Consider the following 19,047-nt stretch of genomic DNA (forward strand, 5'->3'; position numbering starts at 1 on the left):
GTCGTTCAACTGTGACTGTCCGAGGCGTTACTCACGTCCCTGGACAACAGATGCTTCTTGATACGCTCGCTGGGCGTCAGCTCGAATTGCTCGACTTGCCGGTAGTAGCGCGGCAGTTGATAGGACGCGCAGCGCAGCGCCGCCCATTCGCGCATGGCTGGCCACTGCGCAGCTGTGCCGGCCTCCAGTTGCACGAACAGCAGAATCTCCTGCTCGCCCACCGCCGATTCGACACCCAGCGCCGCGCAGGCTTTCACCGCAGGATGGGCACTGAACACCCGCTCCACTTCCCAAGCCGAAACGTTCTCGCCACGCACGCGCATGCTGTCGGTGCGGCGGCCGACGAAGAACAGGTCGCCCTCGGCATCCATGCGTGCCATGTCACCGGTGAACAGCCGGCCCTCGCGCAAGGCGCCCGCCGTGGCTTGGGGATTGTCCAGATAGCCAGGCAGGAAAACGCCTTCGACTTCACTGGACAGCACGATTTCCCCCAGTTGCCCCACTTCGACCGGTGTACCGTCACTATCCAGCAGTTCCACGCTCAGCCAGGGCAACGCGCGACCGATCGAGCCCGGCTTGCCGGTACGGTTCAAGGTGGCGAAGCTGGAACACTCGGTCATGCCGTAGCACTCGCGCAGAGGACAACCGAAACGTTGCTCGATCGCCGCCCAATTGGTCAGGCTCACACCCGCACCCCAAAGGGTCCGCAGGCTATGCCGAGCAGGCCACTGCTCGGCGGGCTGCTGCATGAGGATATCGATGATCCCGCCCAGGTAATGCAACTGGGTCGCCTGCACTTGCACGCACTGCGCCCAGAATTTGCTGGCGGAAAAGCGCTGCACCACGTTCAGGCTGACTTCGGCCAGAAACGGCATCAGCAGCATCTGCGCGCCACCGATATGGCACAGCGGCTCCCACAACAGCAGGCGGTCACCTGCCTTGACGTCGGCCACCTGCAGAACCGCCTCGCTGGCAATGCGCAGCATGCGGTGGGTGAACACCACGCCCTTGGGCGCGCCGGTGGTGCCGGATGTGTAGATCACGCAGAGCGTGGCATCGGCCGCGCTGTCCTCGAGCCGCAGCGTCGCTGCCGGGTAGGCCAAGGCCTGCTCGTGCAGTGCGTCGATGCCAACATAGGTCAACTGCGCGGCGGCGCTGTCCGCCAGACGCGCGGCAAATTCGGCGTCGCCGACCACCAGGTCCGGACGCGCGTGCTCGAACGGGTAGTCCAGGCCAGGGCCGCGCAGCTTGGTGTTGATCGGAATCCATACCAGGCCGCAGAGGATCAATGCGTAGATCAACACGATCTGGTCGTCGCTGTTGCCCAGCATGACCGCGACCCTGTGTCCGGCGCGCAGGCCACGGTCAGCCAATACCTGTTGCAAGGCCGCGACCCGTTGGCGCAACTCCAGAGTAGCGAGGGATCGGCCCTCGAAGGTGACGCGCACGGCGTGGTCGTCGATCAGCAGGCCGGCGTGGATCAGCGGCGCGGTGGTGAGCTGATCGTGGCTGATGCGATGCGGGAAGAAGCGAGTGTATGGATGCATCGTTCAGAGCCCTTGACGTTTGGAAGTGGAACGCCGCGATACCCACTGGGCAATCACCGCAAACAACACGATGAACACCAGCAAGGTGGTGGAAACCGCAGCCAGGGTGGGGGTGAGTGCCAGCTGGATGCTGTCCCACATCTGCTTGGGCAGCGTGGTATTGATGCCGCCACTGACGAAGATGGCGATGGTCAGGTCGTCGAACGAAGTGATGAAGGCCAGCAGGAACGCCGAGACCAGGCTCGCCGACATCAGCGGCAGGGTCACGGTGCGCAGTCGCGTGAACGCACCGGCGCCGAGAATCCGTGCGGCATCGTCCAGGCGCCAGTCGTACTGCTTGAACGCAGCCGACAGGGTGACTACTACATAGGGCAGGGCCAAGACCGTGTGGCCCAGCACCAGGCCGATGTCCTTGCCCGCGAGGCCAAGCCTGGAAAACAGATACAACAGGCCCAGGGCAATCACGATGCGCGGCACGATCAGTGGGGCGATGAACAGTGCGAACAGGCCCTTGCGCCAACCCGCGCTTACCCGGGTCAAGGCCAGGGTCGCACCGAAGCCCAACACCAGCGCCAGCAGTGCAGTGGCCACCCCGACGCCCAGCGAGCGGAACAAGGCCGCCTGCCATACGGCGGACGTGAAGAACTCCTCGAACCACTTCAAGCTGAACAGCTTGGGCGGGAAGGCAATGAACGGACTGCTGGTGAATGCCAGCGGAACGACCACCAGCACGGGCAGGATCAGCAGCATGACCAGCAGCACGCTGTAACCGGTCAACAGGGCGCCATCGCCACTGCGCCGCGGCGCCTTGCCCCGGCCCGAAAAGCAGTGCCCCAGCCAGATCAGGATCTGCAGGCCCATTCCGGACTGACGTTCCTTGGGCGCCTCGCCGCCGAGCGACGACAGCCCGGCGATGCGGTCGTAGATCACGAACACTACCAGCGAGCAGGCCAGCAGGACCACCGACAGGGCACCGGCGAAGTTCATGTCGAACAGGTCGAGCACCGAGGAAATCACCAACTGCGCCACCATCATTTCCCGTGGCGAACCCAGCAGCGCAGGCACGATGAAGAAACCGAGGCTGGTAATGAACACCAGCAGACCTGCTGCGGCGATGCCTGGGGCCGAGAGCGGCAGGAAGATGCTGAAGAAGCTCATCGAACCGCTGGCGCCCAGTGTCTGTGCGGCCGGCGCGAGGCGCTGGTCGATGCTGCGCATGATCGGCAGCAGGGTGATCACCGCCAGGGGCAGCATCGAGTGGACCATGCCGATCAGCACCCCCGAAAGTGCGGGCACCAGGCCGGACGGGTTGTCCAGCACGTCGGCGGCAAGCGTGGTCAGCAGGCCTTTGCGTGACAGCAGCAGCATCCAGGCATAGGTCTTGACCAGGTAGCTGGTCCAGAACGGCAGCATGATCCACAGCAGCCAACGCTCGCGACCCATGGGCGAGAGCCGAGTGAGCAAGTAGGCCACTGGGTACGCGAGCAGCACCGACAGCACGGCCGTCAGCGCCGAGATCCAGAAGGTAATGCCCAGCACGCGGGCGTACACCGGGGTCGAGGCGATCCGTTCGAAATTGCCCAGGCTCAGCTCGCCGCTGGCGTTCTGGAAACTGCCCATGAGCATTTCCGCCACCGGCAGCAGAAAGAACAGTGCCAGGAAAAGCAGGGCGGGGATGGCCGGAATCAGGCCTTTGCGCCAGTTCATGACGTGGCCTGCGCGGGCAGCAAAGTGGCCCGTGTGGAATTCCAGGCGATGCCAACCGGATCGCCGACGCGCGGACTGAGCTCGCGGGAACAGCGCACACTGAAGCGGTTGCCCGAAGGCAGGCGGACCAGAGCGCGGGTGTCGCTGCCCAGAAACACGCATTCATCGACGATGCCCTGCAGCAGGCCGGCAGCGGGTTCGGTCAAGCGCGCGGCTTCGGGCCGGATGAGCAGGAACGCCTCGGTCCCGGCGCTGGGCGCCTGATGCCCGGCGCAGCCAGCCAGGTCCAGGCGCTGGCCCTCGACCTGCAGGTGGCCGGTACCGTCGCGCTGGCCCTGGAGCAGATTGGAGTGGCCGATGAATTCCGCAGCGAAGCGGGTTGCCGGGCGATCGTAGAGTTCTTCTGGTGTGGCCAGCTGTTCGATGCGCGCGCGGTTCATCAGGCAGATGCGGTCGGACAGGGTCAGCGCCTCTTCCTGGTCGTGGGTGACATAGATGAACGTAGCCCCCAGCTCCTTGTGCATGCGGCGGATTTCCAACTGCATGTGCTCGCGCAAGTTCTTGTCCAGGGCGCCCAACGGCTCGTCGAGCAGGATGATCGACGGGCGGTAGGCGAAGCAGCGGGCCAGGGCGATCCGTTGTTGCTGGCCACCGGACAGTTCGTTCGGGTAGCGATGGGCGAAATCCTCCATGCGCACCATGCCCAAGGCGTCGTCGACCGCCTGGTTGACTTCGGCCTTGGGGTATTTGCGCATGCGCAGCCCGTACGCCACGTTGTCGCGCACGCTCATGTGCGGGAACAACGCATAGCTCTGGAACACCAGGCCGATGCCGCGCTTTCCGGGGGCGATGTGGGTCGCGTCCTGGCCATCGATCAGCAACTGCCCGCTGTCCGGTGGAACCAACCCGGAGATCATCTGCAGCAGGGTGGTCTTGCCTGAGCCCGAAGGCCCGAGCAGGGTCAGGAACTCGCCTTCGCGCACCTGGATATCGGTGGGTTGCAGGGCGACGAACTGACCATAGGTCTTGCCCAGGCCACGGGTTTCAAGTTTCACGCTCATGCATCGACTCCCTTACGACAAGATCCAGGCGTTGAACCGCTCGGTCACGGCAGTGCGGTTCTCTGCCCACCAAGCAGGGCTGGGCAGACGCATGTGTTCCAGGTTCTGCGGGGCGGTTGGCAGCAGCGCCGCGCGCTCTGCGGGGATGAACTCGAAGGATTTGCGGTTGGTCGGTCCGTAGGCCAGGGTGTCGGTGAAGTCGGCCTGGCGCTTGGCATCGGCGCAGAAGCGCACGAACTGTTTGGCCATGTCGGCGTGTGGAGTCCCCTTGGGGATGGCCCAACCTTCGATCGAATAGAGCCCCTGGTTCCAGACGATCTGCACCGGCGCGCCGTTGTCGATGGCGGCCTGGGCGCGGCCGTTCCAGGCCGAGATCATGTCGACTTCGCCGCTCTGGATGGCCTGCATGGCTTGCGCGCCGGAGGTCCACCACAGGTCGATGTGCGGTTTGATCTTGTCCAGGCTCTTGAACGCGCGGTCGACGTCCAGCGGGTACAGCGCGTCGAGGCTGACGCCGTCCGCCAGCAGGGCCTGTTCCAGTGTGTCCAGCGGGCTGCGACGCAGGCAGCGGCGGCCGGGGAATTTCTCGACGTTCCAGAAATCCGCCCAGCTCTGCGGGCCCTTGCCGTCCTTGAAGGTGTCGGTACGGTAGGCCAGCACCGTGGAGTACACGTCGACACCCAGGAAGTTGGCGGTGATGGCTTCGGGAAGCAGGTCGGGGTATTCGCTCGCCGACAAGCCGATGGGTTCGAGGAAACCCTGGGCTTCGAGGTAGGGGATGTCGGCGGAAATGGTCAGGGTGGTGACGTCCCACACGTAATTGCGGGTTTTGACCATGGCCGAGAATTGCGCGACTGGCTGGGATTCACGTGCGACGCTGATGACTTTGATGCCGGTGGCTTTTTCGAAGGGGTCGTAGAAAGCCTTGCGGTAAGCCACGGTGTAGGGACCGCCGGGGTCGGAGACGATGATCTGTTTATCGGCGGCGCGGACCACGCTGGGCAGGCCGCAGACCAGTGCGACCGTGGCGCCGGCCTTGAGCAACCGACGGCGTCCGGGGTTGGAAGGTGTGTGCATGACAGTCTCCTACAGAAAACGAATGGATCGTTGGGTAGTCAGGACGTCGGCAGTCAAATTGTTGCAATAGCCGGGGTAGGTACATGGCCGCCGCCGTGCGGTGTGTCAGGTGCTGCGCGGTGTTCCGTTCGCGGCCGATGACCGCTTCTACAGGGTGAATGCTGTGCGCCTGTGGGAGCGGTCCGTGGCCGCGAAAGATGCGCCGCGGTGTGTCAGGTGCTGCGCGGTGTTCCGTTCGCGGCCGATGACCGCTTCTACTTGGCGCGGGCCTTGAAGAAGGCTTCCATCATTCGCTGTGGCTCGCCGGAGTCGTAGGCCTCCTTCTGCAGGCGGCGGCCGGCTGCGATGCAATCCTTGAAGCCGGGCTCGCTCATTTCGCGGAAGCGCTGCTTGTCCAGACGCATGGCGATCGGGGGCTTGGCGGCCAGCTCTTGGGCGATTTCCAGGGCTTTGCTCATGACCTGATCAGCCGGCACCAGATGGTGGATCAAACCGATCTGCTTGCATTCATCGGCATTCATCAAACGACCAGTCAGTGTCAGCTCGATGGTGCGCGACATGCCCAGCATGCTGTTCATGATCCACGGACCGGTAGTGCTGGGGATGCCCGAGTTGATCTCTGGCTGGCCCATGCGCACGCCCGGGTGGCCGACGCGGATGTCACCCAGCAGCGCGACCTGAAACGCCGAACCGGCCGCAGTGCCATTCAGGGCGATGATCAGTGGCTTGGACAGCCCGCGCAAGGTGGCGTAATAGCGCTCCCACTCGCCGACCCATTCCACAGCGCGATCACCGTCGAAATCATGGGCTTCGGAGAGATCCTGGCCTGCCGAAAAAGCACGGTCGCCAGCGCCGGTCATGATCACGGCCTTGATCGCCGGATCGGTGTTGTAGCCGTTCAATGCTTCGATGATTTCGTTACGCATCGGCGTGGTCCAGGCGTTCAGCACGGCCGGACGATTGAGGGTGATGACAGCGACAGGCCCTTTTATTTCTAGCACGATGTCTGACATATTTATCTCAATGCGATAGTTGATGTGGAATAACGATAGAATTATCTCGCAGCATGCGCAACAGGTTTGTGTGGAAATCTTGGGCTTGAGTAAAAGACTGAAAGATTCGCGGCCACAGACCGCTCCCACAGAGTGAGTTGATCTGTGGGAGCGGTCTGTGGCCGCGAAGGGCGCGGCGGGGTGTCAGGTCTTGCGCGGTGGAAGTTTCGCGGCCGATGACCGCTCCCACAGCAAGCGCTGATCTGTGGGAGCGGTCTGTGGCCGCGAAGGGCGCGACGGGGTGTCAGGTCTTGCGCGGTGGAAGTTTCGCGGCCGATGACCGCTCCCACAGCAAGCGCTGATCTGTGGGAGCGGTCCGTGGCCGCGAAGGGCGCGGCGGGGAGTGTCAGGTAGTACGCGGTGGGATTTCGCGGCCGATGACCGCTCCCACCGTGCGGGGGCGGGTCAGGTCACTACGCGGTAGCACGGCACGTAGGCTGCGCCACCTGGCAGTTTCATGCGGTTCTGCTCGACGAATGCCTGCAGCAGTTTGTCCAGCGGTTCCATGATCGCGGCATCACCGCGGATCTGGTACGGGCCATGCTCTTCGATCAGACGGATGCCCTTGTCCTTCACGTTGCCCGCCACGATTCCGGAAAACGCCCGACGCAGGTTCGCCGCCAGTTGATGCGGGGGCAGGGCGCGGCTGAGTTCAAGGTTGGCCATGTTGGCGTGGGTCGGGTCGAACGGCCGCTGGAAGCTTTCCTCGATCTTCAAAAGCCAGTTGAAGTGAAAGGCGTCGTTACGCTCGCGGCGGAACAGCTTCACCTGCTTCAACGACTCGGTCATCTCCCGCGCCACGTCGGCCGGGTTGTCGATGATGATCTGGTAATGCTGCCGAGCCGCCTCGCCCAGGGTCGCCACGACGAACTGGTCCAACTGCTGCAGATACGCCTGCGCACTCTTGGGGCCAGTCAGGATTACCGGAAACGGCAAGCCCTGGTTGTCCGGATGCATCAGAATGCCCAGCAGGTACAGAAACTCTTCGGCCGTACCTGCGCCGCCAGGGAAGATGATGATCCCATGACCCACGCGCACGAACGCTTCCAGACGCTTCTCGATATCCGGAAGAATCACCAGCTCGTTGACGATCGGGTTCGGCGCTTCCGCCGCGATGATGCCCGGCTCGGTCAGGCCCAAGTAACGCCCGCCGCTCATACGCTGCTTGGCATGGGCAATGGTGGCGCCCTTCATCGGCCCCTTCATCACGCCAGGGCCACAACCGGTACAGATGTCCAGCCGGCGCAGGCCCAGTTCATGGCCGACTTTCTTGGTGTACTTGTATTCGTCCGAGTTGATCGAATGCCCACCCCAGCACACCACCATCTTCGGCTCGAGGCCGGCACGCAGGGTGCGGGCGTTGCGCAATAGATGAAAGACGTAGTCGGTGATGCCCTGGGAATCGCTCAGGTCGATGCGCTGGCTGTCCAGTTCGCTTTCGGTATAGACAATGTCGCGCAGTGCGCTGAAGAGCATCTCGCGGGTGCTGGCGATCATCTCGCCATCGACGAAGGCATCCGCCGGCGCGTTCAACAGCTCCAGGCGCACGCCACGGTCCTGTTGATGGATGCGTACTTCGAAATCCCGATAGGCGTCGAGGATGGTCTTGGCGTTGTCGACATGGGCGCCGGTATTGAGAATGGCCAGGGCGCACTGGCGAAAGAGGGTATAGGTGCTGCCTGAACCGGCGGCACTGAGTTGCTGCACTTCACGCTGGGAGAGGGTTTCCAGGCTGCCCTTGGGGCTGACCGACGCATTGATCACATTTCTTGGGGCCATTCTATATTCCCTTAACGCTACGCAGCGCGGCCACATGGGCCGCGCTATCCGGATAATGAGCGACTTCACCGGCGCCAGGCGGTCTGGGCCGGGCGCTGGGTCTGCTGGTCCTGCGGGTTAAAAACCGGTTCTTCCCCAGTCCTGGGGCAGTCGGACACCGGCTTCATCTTACTCCGCGGTGCCGCGCGGCGGTCAACGTCCGTCGCCACAAAAACTCCAATGCAGTGAATCGCTTGGCAGCGCACCGGGTTACCTGTGACACTTACGTTGACCGAGTCGTGAACCTTACACCCGCACGCCCGGTCGATAGCTGCGGCCCATTGGTTTACTTGTGCCGCTTTCGGGTCAATGCTGTGGATACCTGCCAGCGGTTGTCATGGCCCGTCTACTTCCTGGAGAACACCCCGTGATACTGATCAGACCCTCGGCCACGCTCAAAGCATGGGGCGCCCACGGCTTCACCGCCACCGGCGTGGTGCTGGCCTTTCTTGCCACACTAGCGCTGTTCGACGGCCAGCCGAAAATCTGCCTGCTGTGGCTGGGCCTGGCGCTGGTGGTCGACGGCGTCGACGGTGCACTGGCACGCAAGCTCAACACCCAGTCGTTGCTGCCACACTTCGACGGCTCGACACTCGATCTGGTGATCGACTACCTGACCTACGTGTTCATTCCGGCACTGTTCATCTATCGCTACATTCCATTGCCCGAATTCACCTTGCTGATCACCGTCAGCATCATTCTGGTGTCGTCGTTGTTCTGCTTCTGCAACGTCAACATGAAGAGCAAGGACAACTACTTCGTCGGCTTCCCCGCGGCCTGGAACGTGGTGGCGCTGTGCATGTACATCATCTCGCCGTCGCCGTGGATCGCGCTGCTCACCGTCGTCGGGCTGGCGCTGCTGACCGTTACCAAGATGAAGTTCCTGCACCCGTTCCGGGTTCGTCGCTTCATGGCGGTCAACATCGCGGTGACGTCGATCTGGTTGCTGTGCACCTTCGTGCTGATCCTCAACCACCCCGCCAGCAACCCGGTGGCCATGGGTCTGTGGAGCTTGATGTCGGCGTACTTCCTGGGTGTCTGCTTCTGGCGCACGGCGGTCGAATGGATCGGCCGCACGCGCACCTAGCAGGCGATCAAGCACTAGCCGGTCAAGCGCCCGGCAGATTCAACATCTCGATCCACAAGGCGCCTTTGCCCGAAGGCGCTTCTGCCGTACGCGTCAGCGCACCCGCTGCGCCCACGGCATAGCTGCCCACCTTGTCGGCCTTTTCCCCGGTCACCAGCAACCAGCGTCCGCTGGGCGAGAAGGCGATGTTGCGCGGCTGCTTCTCCTGCAGTGGGTAGTTGCCCTGGAAGCTCAGCGTGCCGCTGGCAGGATCGGCCTTGAACGCCGAGACCGAACTGGTGGTGCGTTCAGTGATGTAGATCAGCTGACCGTCAGGCGATACGCGAATGTCTGCAGCCCAGATACGTGGCGTCGGATCATCCTTGAGGTCGTTGTTGCCAGCATTGCGAATCTCGCCATGCACCAGATTCAGCGACTTGGGCACGCCTTCGACATGGGCGACCTTGGTCAGGGCGCCGGTCTGCGCGTCGATGGAAAAGCTGTCGACCGTACCGCTCAGTTCGCCCACCACATAGAGAAACTTCCCACTTGGCGCAAATGCGATATGCCGCGGCCCGCTGCCGGCAGTCACCGAGGCATGGCCGTTGCCGATGGGTTCCAGGGCACCGCTGCTGTCATCCAGCGTGAACTGCAGCACCTGGTCCACGCCCAGATTGCCTGCGTAGACGAAGCGGTTGCTGGGGTCGCTGCGCACGGAGTGGGCGTAGGGGCCGGTCGGGTAGACCTTGATGTCTTCGCTAGGGCGGTGCTCGGCATCTATGGGTTGTACGGTCAGCACATTGCCGCCATAGGAGGCGCCCATCAGGTAGCGGCCGCTGCGATCGGTGCTCAGGTAGGCCAGGCTGGCCGCCAACGGGGCCTCGGCGGCGGCGTCCAGTTGGCCGCTGGCCGGGTCGATGCGATAGGCCATGACGCGGAACGGCTTGACCCGAAGGGCGGCGTACAAGGTCGAACCGTCGGGGCTCAGGGCCATGGGGTTGACCTGGTCGCCCGCGTGAGTCTGGTGCACCAGCGTCAGCGATCCAGTGTTCTCGTCCAGGCGGTACTGGGAAATCATGCCGTCCTCGGGGCTCGAGATATAGGCGAAGGTACTGGCCTGGGCCAGGCCGCCGGCGCAGCCGATGGCGGCGGCAAGAAGCAGATGTTTACGCATGGAAGAACCTCGGCTTTGTTGTTGTAGTCAGTCATCCTATGAGTGCGTGGTGACGAAGTAAAGCGCCCCGGCTGGGTACGCTGGGCCGATGGCCAGCGTGCCCAGCCAGGCGCCGCCTACAGGGTGTAGTGGACCAGGTGCGGTGCCAATGGGATGCGCGCGACACCTTCATCCAGCACCAGTGGCTTGCCGTCCAGCAGGCAGCCACGACCACCGTCGTCGCTGCGCTCCACACTGATGTGCACGTGCCCCCCGGACACGCGAACCTGCACGCTGAACCCTGCCCACCGGGCCGCGATACGAGGGTCGAGCAGCAGCCATTGTTTCTCGCGGCGCACACCGAGAATGCCCTCGATGCCGGCGCGGTACATCCAGCTGGCCGAGCCGGTGTACCAGGTCCAACCACCACGCCCGACATGGGGCGCAACCGAATAGACATCCGCGGCGATCACGTACGGCTCGACCTTGTAGCGTTGCACGCTGGCGGCGTCCAACGCATGGTTGATGGGATTGAGCAGGTCGATCAAGACCAGTGCTTCATCACCGCGGTGCTGCCTGGCGAAGGCCAGGATTGCCCACATGGCCGCATGGCTGTATTGCCCGCCGTTTTCGCGCAGGCCGGGTGGGTACGCCATCAAATAGCCGGGATCGTGCGGCGAGTGCTCGAACGGCGGAGTGAACAGCAGCGCGATGCCGTCTGCCGGTCGCACCAGATGTTCATTCACTGCGCTCATGGCCTGCTGGGCTCGTTCGGGCTGCGCGGCGCCGGACAGCACGGCCCAGCTCTGTGCGATCGAGTCGATGCGACATTCCTGATTGCCGTCTGCACCCAGCCACGTACCGTCGTCGAACGTTGCGCGGCGATACCACTGGCCATCCCAGGCGTGGGTTTCCAGGGCGCTCTGCAACTGCAGGTAGGCTTGCTGCCAGCGCCGTGCTCGCGGGCAGTTGCGCCGAGCGGCCAGAGCGATGAAGCGCTCCAGGCTGGCCAGCAGCATCCAGCCCAGCCAGACACTCTGGCCGCGACCCTGCTCACCGACGCGGTTCATGCCATCGTTCCAATCGCCGCTGCCGATCAGCGGCAACCCCATGTCGCCCATCTGCTCCAGGCTGCAGTCCAGCGCCAGGGCGCAATGCTCGTACAAGGAAGCGGATGAGGCACTGGTTTGCGGCAGGAAGAAGCGATCGGTTTCGCCGCTGGCCAAGGGTTCGCCTTCAAGGAAGGTCACAGGGGCGTCGAGCACGCCTTCGTCGCCGCTGCTGCGGACGTACTCTGCCGTGCAGTAGGCCAACCAGGCCCGGTCATCGCTGATGCGGGTGCGCACCCCCTGACCGGAGTGAGGCAGCCACCAGTGCTGCAGGTCGCCTTCGACGAACTGCCGAGCGGCCGCGCGCAGCAGATGTTCGCGGGTCAGGTGCGGTGCTGCCAGGCTCAAGGCCAAGCCATCCTGCAGCTGATCGCGCAAGCCGTAGGCGCCACTGGCCTGGTAGAACGCCGAACGTGCCCACAGGCGGCAGACGATGGTCTGGTACAGCAACCAGCCGTTGAGCATGATGTCCAGTGCCCGGTCCGGGGTGCGCACCTGCACGGCTTCGAGCTTGTCGGCCCAGCTGTCGCGGACGCGTTGCAGCACACCGTCCAGGTGTTCGTGGCGGTACTTGAGCACCAGACGCTGTGCTTGCTCCAGCGACGGTGCCTGGCCGACCAGCCATACCAGCTCGATCTGCTGCCCGGCTGACAACAGCACCTCATGCTGCTGGGCGGCACAGGGATCGAGTCCGGCGGCGCTGGCACCGCTCAGCGGCGTCGAAGAGGCCAGCGCAGCCGGGGCAGCGTAGCGGCCGTGGCGGCCAAGAAACTCGGTGCGGTCGGCCGTCCAATGGCCGATACCACCGGCCAGGTCGGAAAATGCCACGCGTCCGGCAAAGGCGATGGCGCACGGGTTGCGTGCCAGCAGGGCACCGGTACGGGCATCCACCTCGCTGATGAGCCCCGCCGCAGTCGCCGCGCGCGACGCGCCCAGCACCCATTCCAGGTAGCTGAACACACTGAGCCGGCGCGGTTTGTCGCTGAGGTTGCGCACGCTCAGACGGCTGATCTTGACGGCATCGTCCAGCGGCACGTATTGCAGCAGACCCATGTGCAGCTGATTGGCAGTGTGCTCGAAGCGGCTGTAGCCGAAGCCGTGCCGCGCGCTGTAGCGCCCGTTGTCACGTACGGGCCACGCACAGGGCCCGGTGACGACGCCGTTGGCGTTGTCGCGCACGTACAGCGCTTCGCCACTGGGGTCGCCTACCGGGTCGTTGCACCAGGGGGTAAGCTGGTTTTCCCGACTGTTCTGCGCCCACGTGTAGCCGGCGCCCTGGGTCGAGACCTGGAAGCCGAAGTGCTGATTGGCGATGACGTTCAGCCAGGGTGCCGGGGTACGCGCGCCTCGCTCGAGCACGGTAACGTATTCTCGGCCTTCATCGGCAAAACCGCCCAGGCCGTTGAAGCACTCAAGCACTTCCTCGGCCACCTCGGGGGCGCCTGCAGTACTCGCAGCGCTGGTCGCCCGCTGTGGCCACTGCGCTTCGCCTTCAGGTACGACATGTGGCGGACGCAGACCGATTTGCGCGTGGATGTCGCCGCTGTGGGCGCGCAGCACCAGCCGCGCGGTTGCCAGCAACAGGCTGCGCGCATCGCCCGGCAACAGGTCGGCCCGCAGCGTGTAAACCGCGCCGCGGCTCAATACCGCGCTGGGCCCGGGTCGCGATTGACTGCTGCGTACCGCCGTTTCCACGGCAATCTGCAGGTCCTGCTGATAGCTGGCGTCACGCTCGTTAAGGATCACCAGGTCCACGCTCAGGCGCTTCATCCGCCAGTATTCGTGGGCCAGCAGCAATTCGCGCACTTGCGGCAAGTCCTCGGTGTCATCGATCTGCAGCAGTACGATGGGCAGATCACCCGAGATGCCCATTGGCCACAGGCCGGCCTGGCTGCCTGCACCGCGCAGGATGCTCAGCGCGGGTGCGCGCCATCGAGCGTCAGCGTACAACAGGGGCGCGCTGAGGCGTTGGAAGTCGGCTGCCGCCTCGGCGTCGATATCCAGATGGCGCAGTTGCACTTGCGCCTGGGTCCAGGCCAGGGTCTTGGCACGCTCGTAGGCACTGTGCTCATGGTGCTTGTCGATCAGGCCCAGCAGGGCTTCGCGGCTGTCGGCAACCACGGTCCAGAAGGCGATGTCCACGCTCTGGCCTGGCGCGATGCTGAGGCGGTGACGCAAGGCGAACAGCGGGTCGAGCACCGTGCCGACGCTGTTGGACAGTGTTGCGCCGGACGCCAGGGCCGTGGCCTGCAGCAAGGTGTGCTCCCGGCCAAGAAAGGCGGCACGGTCACTTTCGTATTGCACCGGGCTGTCCAGTGGCGTGTCGAGCACTGCGAAGTGAGCGGCCCAGATCTGTGGCTCCTCACTGCTGCGAGGTCGACGAGTAGCCACCAATGCGGCGTATTCGGGCAGGTACTCGGTCACCACGAACAGCTTGGCGAAGGCCGGGTGAGCGCTGTCGGCTGCAGCGACGCCCAGTACCAGCTCGCTGTAAGTGGTCAGCTCCACGGGCCGGATGCGCTGGCTGCGGTTGGTCAAGGTCAGAGAGCGCACTTCGCTGTCGTCCTCGCCGGACACCAGCACAGTCAGGGTACTGGTCAAACCGTCACGGTGGCTGATGAACTGGGCATGGTCCTCGGCGAACGTGACCTCGCCCAGGCAACCGTGCGCGCGGGTGTCGGCGGCGGACCACAGGGTGCCCCGATCCAGATCACGGACGAACACGTGCGAGCCCCACGGGTCCAGTACCGGGTCCTCGCGCCAGCGCGTCACGGCATAATCGCGCCAGCGGCTGTAGCCAGTGCCGAGGCCAGTCAACATCACGCAATAGCGCCCGTTGGACAGCAGATGCGTAATGGGTGCAGCCACCGGCAGACCATCGAGGGCGCGTTGGGTGCGACCTTCCGACGTCTCTGCGGCGAGGTTGTGGCCATGTTCGGCAGCCGCCTGCAGGGCTGCGACATTGGCGGGCATGCGCTCCTGCAACAGCAGCTCGCTGGCCTGGATCATCGGTTCGCGGTGAAAGCGCTCGCGCATGGCGCCGTCGAGCAGCACGTTGGCGATGGCCACTACCGTCATGCCCTGGTGGTGAGCCATGTAGTTGCACACGATTGCCTGCGAAGTGTCTTCGGGCAAGCGTGTCGGGGTGTAGTCGACCGCTTCGTAGAAGCCGTATTGGCCGAGCGCGCCCAAACCCCGCAGCTTGGCGAAATTGGCCCAGGCGCCGGGAGCGTCGACCATCGTTGCCAAAGCGGTGGCATAGGGCGCGATGACCTGGTCATCGCCCAGTCCGCGCTTGAGCCCAAGGCCGGGCACGCCGAAGTTGGAGTATTGATAGGTGAATTCCAGATCGCGCGCGTTGTACGCCGATTCGGAAATCCCCCACGGGATGCCCAGCGACTTGCCGTAGGCCTGTTGACGCTCCACCACCAGGCGTTGGGTCTGGGTCAGCAGGCTGCCGGCGGGGGCGCGCATCACCAAAGACGGCATCAGGTACTCGAACATCGACCCGGACCAGGAGATCAGGGCCGAGCCATTGCCCAACGGTGTGGCGCTGCGGCCCAGGCGGAACCAGTGCCGCGTGGCGACATCGCCTTTGGCGATGGCGAACAGGCTGGCCAGGCGTGCTTCGGAAGCCAGCATGTCATAGCAGTTGCTGTCCAGCTGCTGCTCGGCGACGCGGTAGCCGATCGACAGCAATTGGCGTTTGCGATTGAGCAGAAAGCCGAACTCCATTTCCATTGCCATGCGCCGCGCGGCGTCGGCCAGCGTCCGCAGGCGCGCCGAGGTGTCGCTGTGCAGTTGGCGATCATCCAGATGATCAGCGAAAGCCTGTTTCAATGCTGGCAGCCAGACGCCCTTGGCAGGGCTGGCCGGAATATCCTCCAGCAGCCTGGCGACTGCCTGCTGAGCGAGATCGAACGGGGTCTGCAGGTGCGCTTGTAGCTGGGTTAGTGGCAGGCTGCGGCCTTGCTCTTCGATGACCAGCAACAAGGTGTCGTGCAGGCCGGAGGACGGGTCGAGCGGGCCTTGCTCGGCCCACTGTTCACAAGCGTTGGCCAACGCGATCAGGTGCCCGGCCAGATTGCCGCTGTCGACCGCCGACACGTACACCGGTGGCAGCGGACGCAGGTCCTGGGTGTCGTACCAGTTGTAGAAATGCCCGCGAAAGCGTTCCAGCGTCTGCATGACTGCCAGGCTTGCCTCCAGACGCAACAAGGTCTGGCGGGTGCCCGCCCAGCCGAAATCCCGTGCACTGGCGGCCGTCAGCAGGTACAGGCCCATGTTGGTCGGTGAGGTGCGGTGGGCCACCACCGGGTGGGGCTGTTCCTGGAAATTGTCGGGTGGCAGATGGTTGTCGTCGGCCGTGACAAAGGTTTCGAAGTAGCGCCAGGTACGTCGGGCAATCAGCCGCAAGTCTTGCGCCTGCGTGGCGTTCACCTTGGCCGAGGGGGTAATCGAACTGCTGCGGCTGACCCACTGTGCGATGAATGGGGCCGTTAGCCACAGCAGGGCAAACGGCACGATCAGCCCGGCATTGCCAGGCGCCTGGGCCAGCGCCACGGCGCAACCGGCCACGGCCAGCAGCAGCCCCGGCGCCATACGACGAGCGTGTGCGCCAATACCCGGGCGGGGCGCGGCACCGGCCTGGGCGGCAGTGGTCCACTCCAGCAACAGGCGCTTGCTGTGAAAGACCCGGTACAAGCTGCGGAAAATGGCATCGAGCATCGACCAGGCCTGGTCGGGCAACCACGCCAGGTCGAGCACGAACTGCCAACTGGCCAGGCGCAGGTCATGGGTCAGGCGCTGGCCATGGCTGCGCCAGAGTACCGCCGGGCGCTTGCGCGGCGCGGCCAGGAACAGCGCCAACACCGCGGGCAGGGCGCTGCAGGCGAGCACGGCGAGGGTTGCGATCCAGGCCGCCGGCCCAGGCAGGCACCAGGCGACCAGCAGGGCGCCCAACGTGGCCGGCGCGACCAGCGAGCGACGCAGGTTGTCGATGATTTTCCAGCGGCCGAGTGCCGGCAGTCGCGACTTCATCAACCACGGCAGCAACTGCCAGTCGCCCCTCGTCCAGCGGTGCTGCCGGCGCATCGCAACGTCGACCCGCGCCGGAAAGGCTTCGACCACTTCGATCTCGCTGACCAGCCCGGCCCGCGCGTGAATCCCTTCGAACAAGTCATGGCTGAGCATGCTGTCGTCCGGTACACGGCCGTCCAGGGCGGCCTCGAAGGCATCCACATCGTAGATGCCCTTGCCGGTATAGGACCCCTCGCCGAACAGGTCTTGGTAAACGTCCGATACCGCTGCCGCATAGGGATCCACCCCGCCTGGGCTTGAGAACACTCGCTGGTAGAGGGAGCCTTCGGCGTCGAGCGGCAGGCTCGGCGTGACCCGTGGCTGGAGGATGCCGTAGCCGGTGACTACGTTGCGTCCGTCGCGACTCAGACGCGGTCGGTTGAGTGGGTGCGCCAACTTGCCCACCAGCCGCTGCGCCGCGTCGCGGGGCAGGCGGGTGTCGGCGTCCAGGGTGATCACCAGACGCACGTCCGCCGGCACGGTCTGCTCACCGAAACTGGTGTGCGCATCGCCGCGCAGCAGTCGGTTGAGCTCGTGCAGTTTGCCGCGCTTGCGCTCCCAGCCCATCCAGCACCCCTGTGCAGGGTTGTAACGGCGCTCGCGGTGCAGCAGCATGAATCGCGCGCCGGCCTCGCCAGGCCCGTGCCGCCGGTTGAGTGACGCCACGGCCGCATGGCCGGCCTCGAGCAGGGTCTGATCGCCGGGCCTGTGCTGTTCAGCGGCATCACCGCCATCGACCAGCAAGGCGAAATACAGCTCGCCACAGTTGCCCGACAGGTAGTGCACTTCCAGTTGCTCGATCTCTTCCAGCAGATCTGCCTCGCTGCCCAGCAACGTGGGCACGGCCACCAGGCTGCGCCATGGGCTGGGCACGCCCTCGAGCATGTCCAGCCCCGGCAGGGCGATGGCGCCGAAGGATCGCGTCACCACTCGGTTGAGCAGGGCGCTGGCCAGCTGTGAGGCGGGCAGGGCGCCCAGCACCAGCAATGCCGTCAACCACAAGGCCGGCGCGGCGGGCAGCAGCGCCAGCAGGATGCCCAGCAAGCCTGCAGTCAGTGCCAGCAGCAGGCCGACATAGCCGCCGACGCCCAGCTGCCGTTGCCAGCGCAGCCAACGCAAGCCGACTGATGGGCGAAAGTCTATTGCCGCTTCCAGCAGGGGTCGGCCTTCGGCGATCAGTACGTGGCCAGGATCGGCCTCGCGCTCCTGCTCGGGCCTGGCGCTGGTCAACTGCAGGGCCTGCTCGGCAATCTGCAGTTCGGAAAAGGTGGAGCCGCGTGCCAACTGTTCGATGGCACTGCGGTAAAGATTGCGCGTGGTGAAGTCCATGGCGGCGAAACGGCTGCCCGCACGCAGCCTGGTGTCCACCAGGCTGACGTCTTCGAACCATTGCGCCCAATCCAGTGAAGAAATCTGCCGCAGGCTGGTGATCACATTGCGCACACTGAGGTTGGAAGCTCCCTGGCGCTGCTGGGCGTGACTGACGGCCTGGCCGACGCTGCTGTTCTGTTCGTGCAGGCGTTGCGCAAGCCAGGCCAAGGCCGGGGTCGTGATCGGGTCCTTGTCGCGCAGGCGCTTGGCCAACTGCGCGGCGAACAGTTCCGACAATGGCTCGGCGTTGCGGCTGCGGATGTCCTCGTCCAGCGCACTTTGCGCGCAGCCGGCAGCGAACAGGCGGTCGGCCAGGGCTTCGGCATCCAGGCGGGCGAGGTCAGCGGCGGTGATCTGATCGGTCAGCCGTCGCAGGTTCTCGATCAGCACGATCCGTAGGGTGATCGCCACTGCCCACAACTCGCCGATGGTCAGCGGCTGGACCTTTTGATAGGCGTCGATGAAGCGTTGCAGCGTCGCTGGATCGAAGAAGCTGTCGGTGTGCGCGACGAACGCCCAGGCCAGGCCGAACACCCTTGGGTAGCCGGCGAAGGGCCCGCTCCCCAGCTTGGGCAACTGGCGGTAGTAGCCCACGGGCAGGTCCTCGCGGACACCGCGTACGTGCTCTTCGACCAGAGGGTAGTTGTCCAGCAGCCACTGGGCGGCGGGCACCACGGCGATTCCATCGGCCACGGCCGCCGCGCTGGCACGGTAGGCCACCAGCAGCACCTGGGCGTTATCCTTGAGGCGACGTTGCAATGACAACACCCGTGGCGGCCGGGCGCTCACGGTCTGCGCGGCAGCCAGGCTCTGGGCATGCTGCTCGAGGCGTTCGATACCGAACAGTTCTTCACGTACGGGGGCGGTGGCAAGCCAGGGATCGCTGCGCAGGGCAGCTCGGAAGGGGGTATTCAGAAACGCGTTCATGGCGGTTGTCCGTTACCCGAAGGGGCCATGCAGCATGGCACATCCAGGGATGTGCCATTGGACAGTTCGCCGTCGTTGCG

General features: G+C 64.7%; 9 protein-coding genes. 1 reads left to right on the forward strand and 8 read right to left on the reverse strand.

What is annotated here, in order from left to right; translation table 11 throughout:
• Positions 1-5: 5 nt before the first annotated feature.
• The 6 genes from IFT98_RS04435 to ppnN all read right to left on the reverse strand — a co-directional run bounded on the left by IFT98_RS04435 (position 6) and on the right by ppnN (position 8,223).
• Positions 6-1,547, reverse strand: coding sequence for an AMP-binding protein (locus IFT98_RS04435; protein WP_192047160.1), 1,542 nt, complete (start codon positions 1,545-1,547; stop codon positions 6-8).
• Between the two features lie 3 nt (positions 1,548-1,550).
• Positions 1,551-3,254, reverse strand: coding sequence for an ABC transporter permease subunit (locus tag IFT98_RS04440; protein WP_192047159.1), 1,704 nt, complete (start codon positions 3,252-3,254; stop codon positions 1,551-1,553).
• Positions 3,251-4,315 carry an ABC transporter ATP-binding protein gene (locus IFT98_RS04445; protein ID WP_192047158.1) on the reverse strand — a complete coding sequence of 355 codons (1,065 nt, stop codon included), beginning with the start codon at positions 4,313-4,315 and terminating at the stop codon, positions 3,251-3,253. Before IFT98_RS04445 ends, IFT98_RS04440 begins: the two co-directional genes overlap by 4 nt.
• Positions 4,316-4,327: 12 nt before the next feature.
• A complete protein-coding gene (locus IFT98_RS04450) occupies positions 4,328-5,392 on the reverse strand; it encodes an ABC transporter substrate-binding protein (protein WP_192047157.1) in 1,065 nt (354 codons plus the stop codon).
• A gap of 254 nt (positions 5,393-5,646) precedes the next feature.
• Positions 5,647-6,405, reverse strand: coding sequence for an enoyl-CoA hydratase/isomerase family protein (locus tag IFT98_RS04455; protein ID WP_122797723.1), 759 nt, complete (start codon positions 6,403-6,405; stop codon positions 5,647-5,649).
• Between the two features lie 444 nt (positions 6,406-6,849).
• Positions 6,850-8,223 carry a nucleotide 5'-monophosphate nucleosidase PpnN gene (gene ppnN, locus IFT98_RS04460; protein ID WP_122715261.1) on the reverse strand — a complete coding sequence of 458 codons (1,374 nt, stop codon included), beginning with the start codon at positions 8,221-8,223 and terminating at the stop codon, positions 6,850-6,852.
• Positions 8,224-8,629: 406 nt separating this feature from the next.
• Here ppnN and pcsA point away from each other — a divergent pair, with 406 nt between their 5' ends.
• The gene (gene pcsA / locus IFT98_RS04465) at positions 8,630-9,349 is read left to right on the forward strand and encodes a phosphatidylcholine synthase (protein ID WP_240998720.1); all 720 of its coding nucleotides are present in this window, start codon (positions 8,630-8,632) and stop codon (positions 9,347-9,349) included.
• Between the two features lie 22 nt (positions 9,350-9,371).
• Here the strand turns inward: pcsA and IFT98_RS04470 are convergent, their stop codons facing one another.
• Positions 9,372-10,502: a lactonase family protein gene (locus tag IFT98_RS04470; RefSeq protein ID WP_192047156.1), complete on the reverse strand. Its 1,131-nt coding sequence runs from the start codon at positions 10,500-10,502 to the stop codon at positions 9,372-9,374.
• A 116-nt stretch (positions 10,503-10,618) separates the two neighbouring features.
• Entirely contained in the window at positions 10,619-18,967 is an 8,349-nt protein-coding gene (locus tag IFT98_RS04475; RefSeq protein WP_192047155.1) for a GH36-type glycosyl hydrolase domain-containing protein, read from the reverse strand.
• Between the last annotated feature and the right edge of the window lie 80 nt (positions 18,968-19,047).

This window comes from Pseudomonas sp. CFBP 8770 (genome assembly GCF_014841705.1).
Lineage (GTDB): Bacteria > Pseudomonadota > Gammaproteobacteria > Pseudomonadales > Pseudomonadaceae > Aquipseudomonas.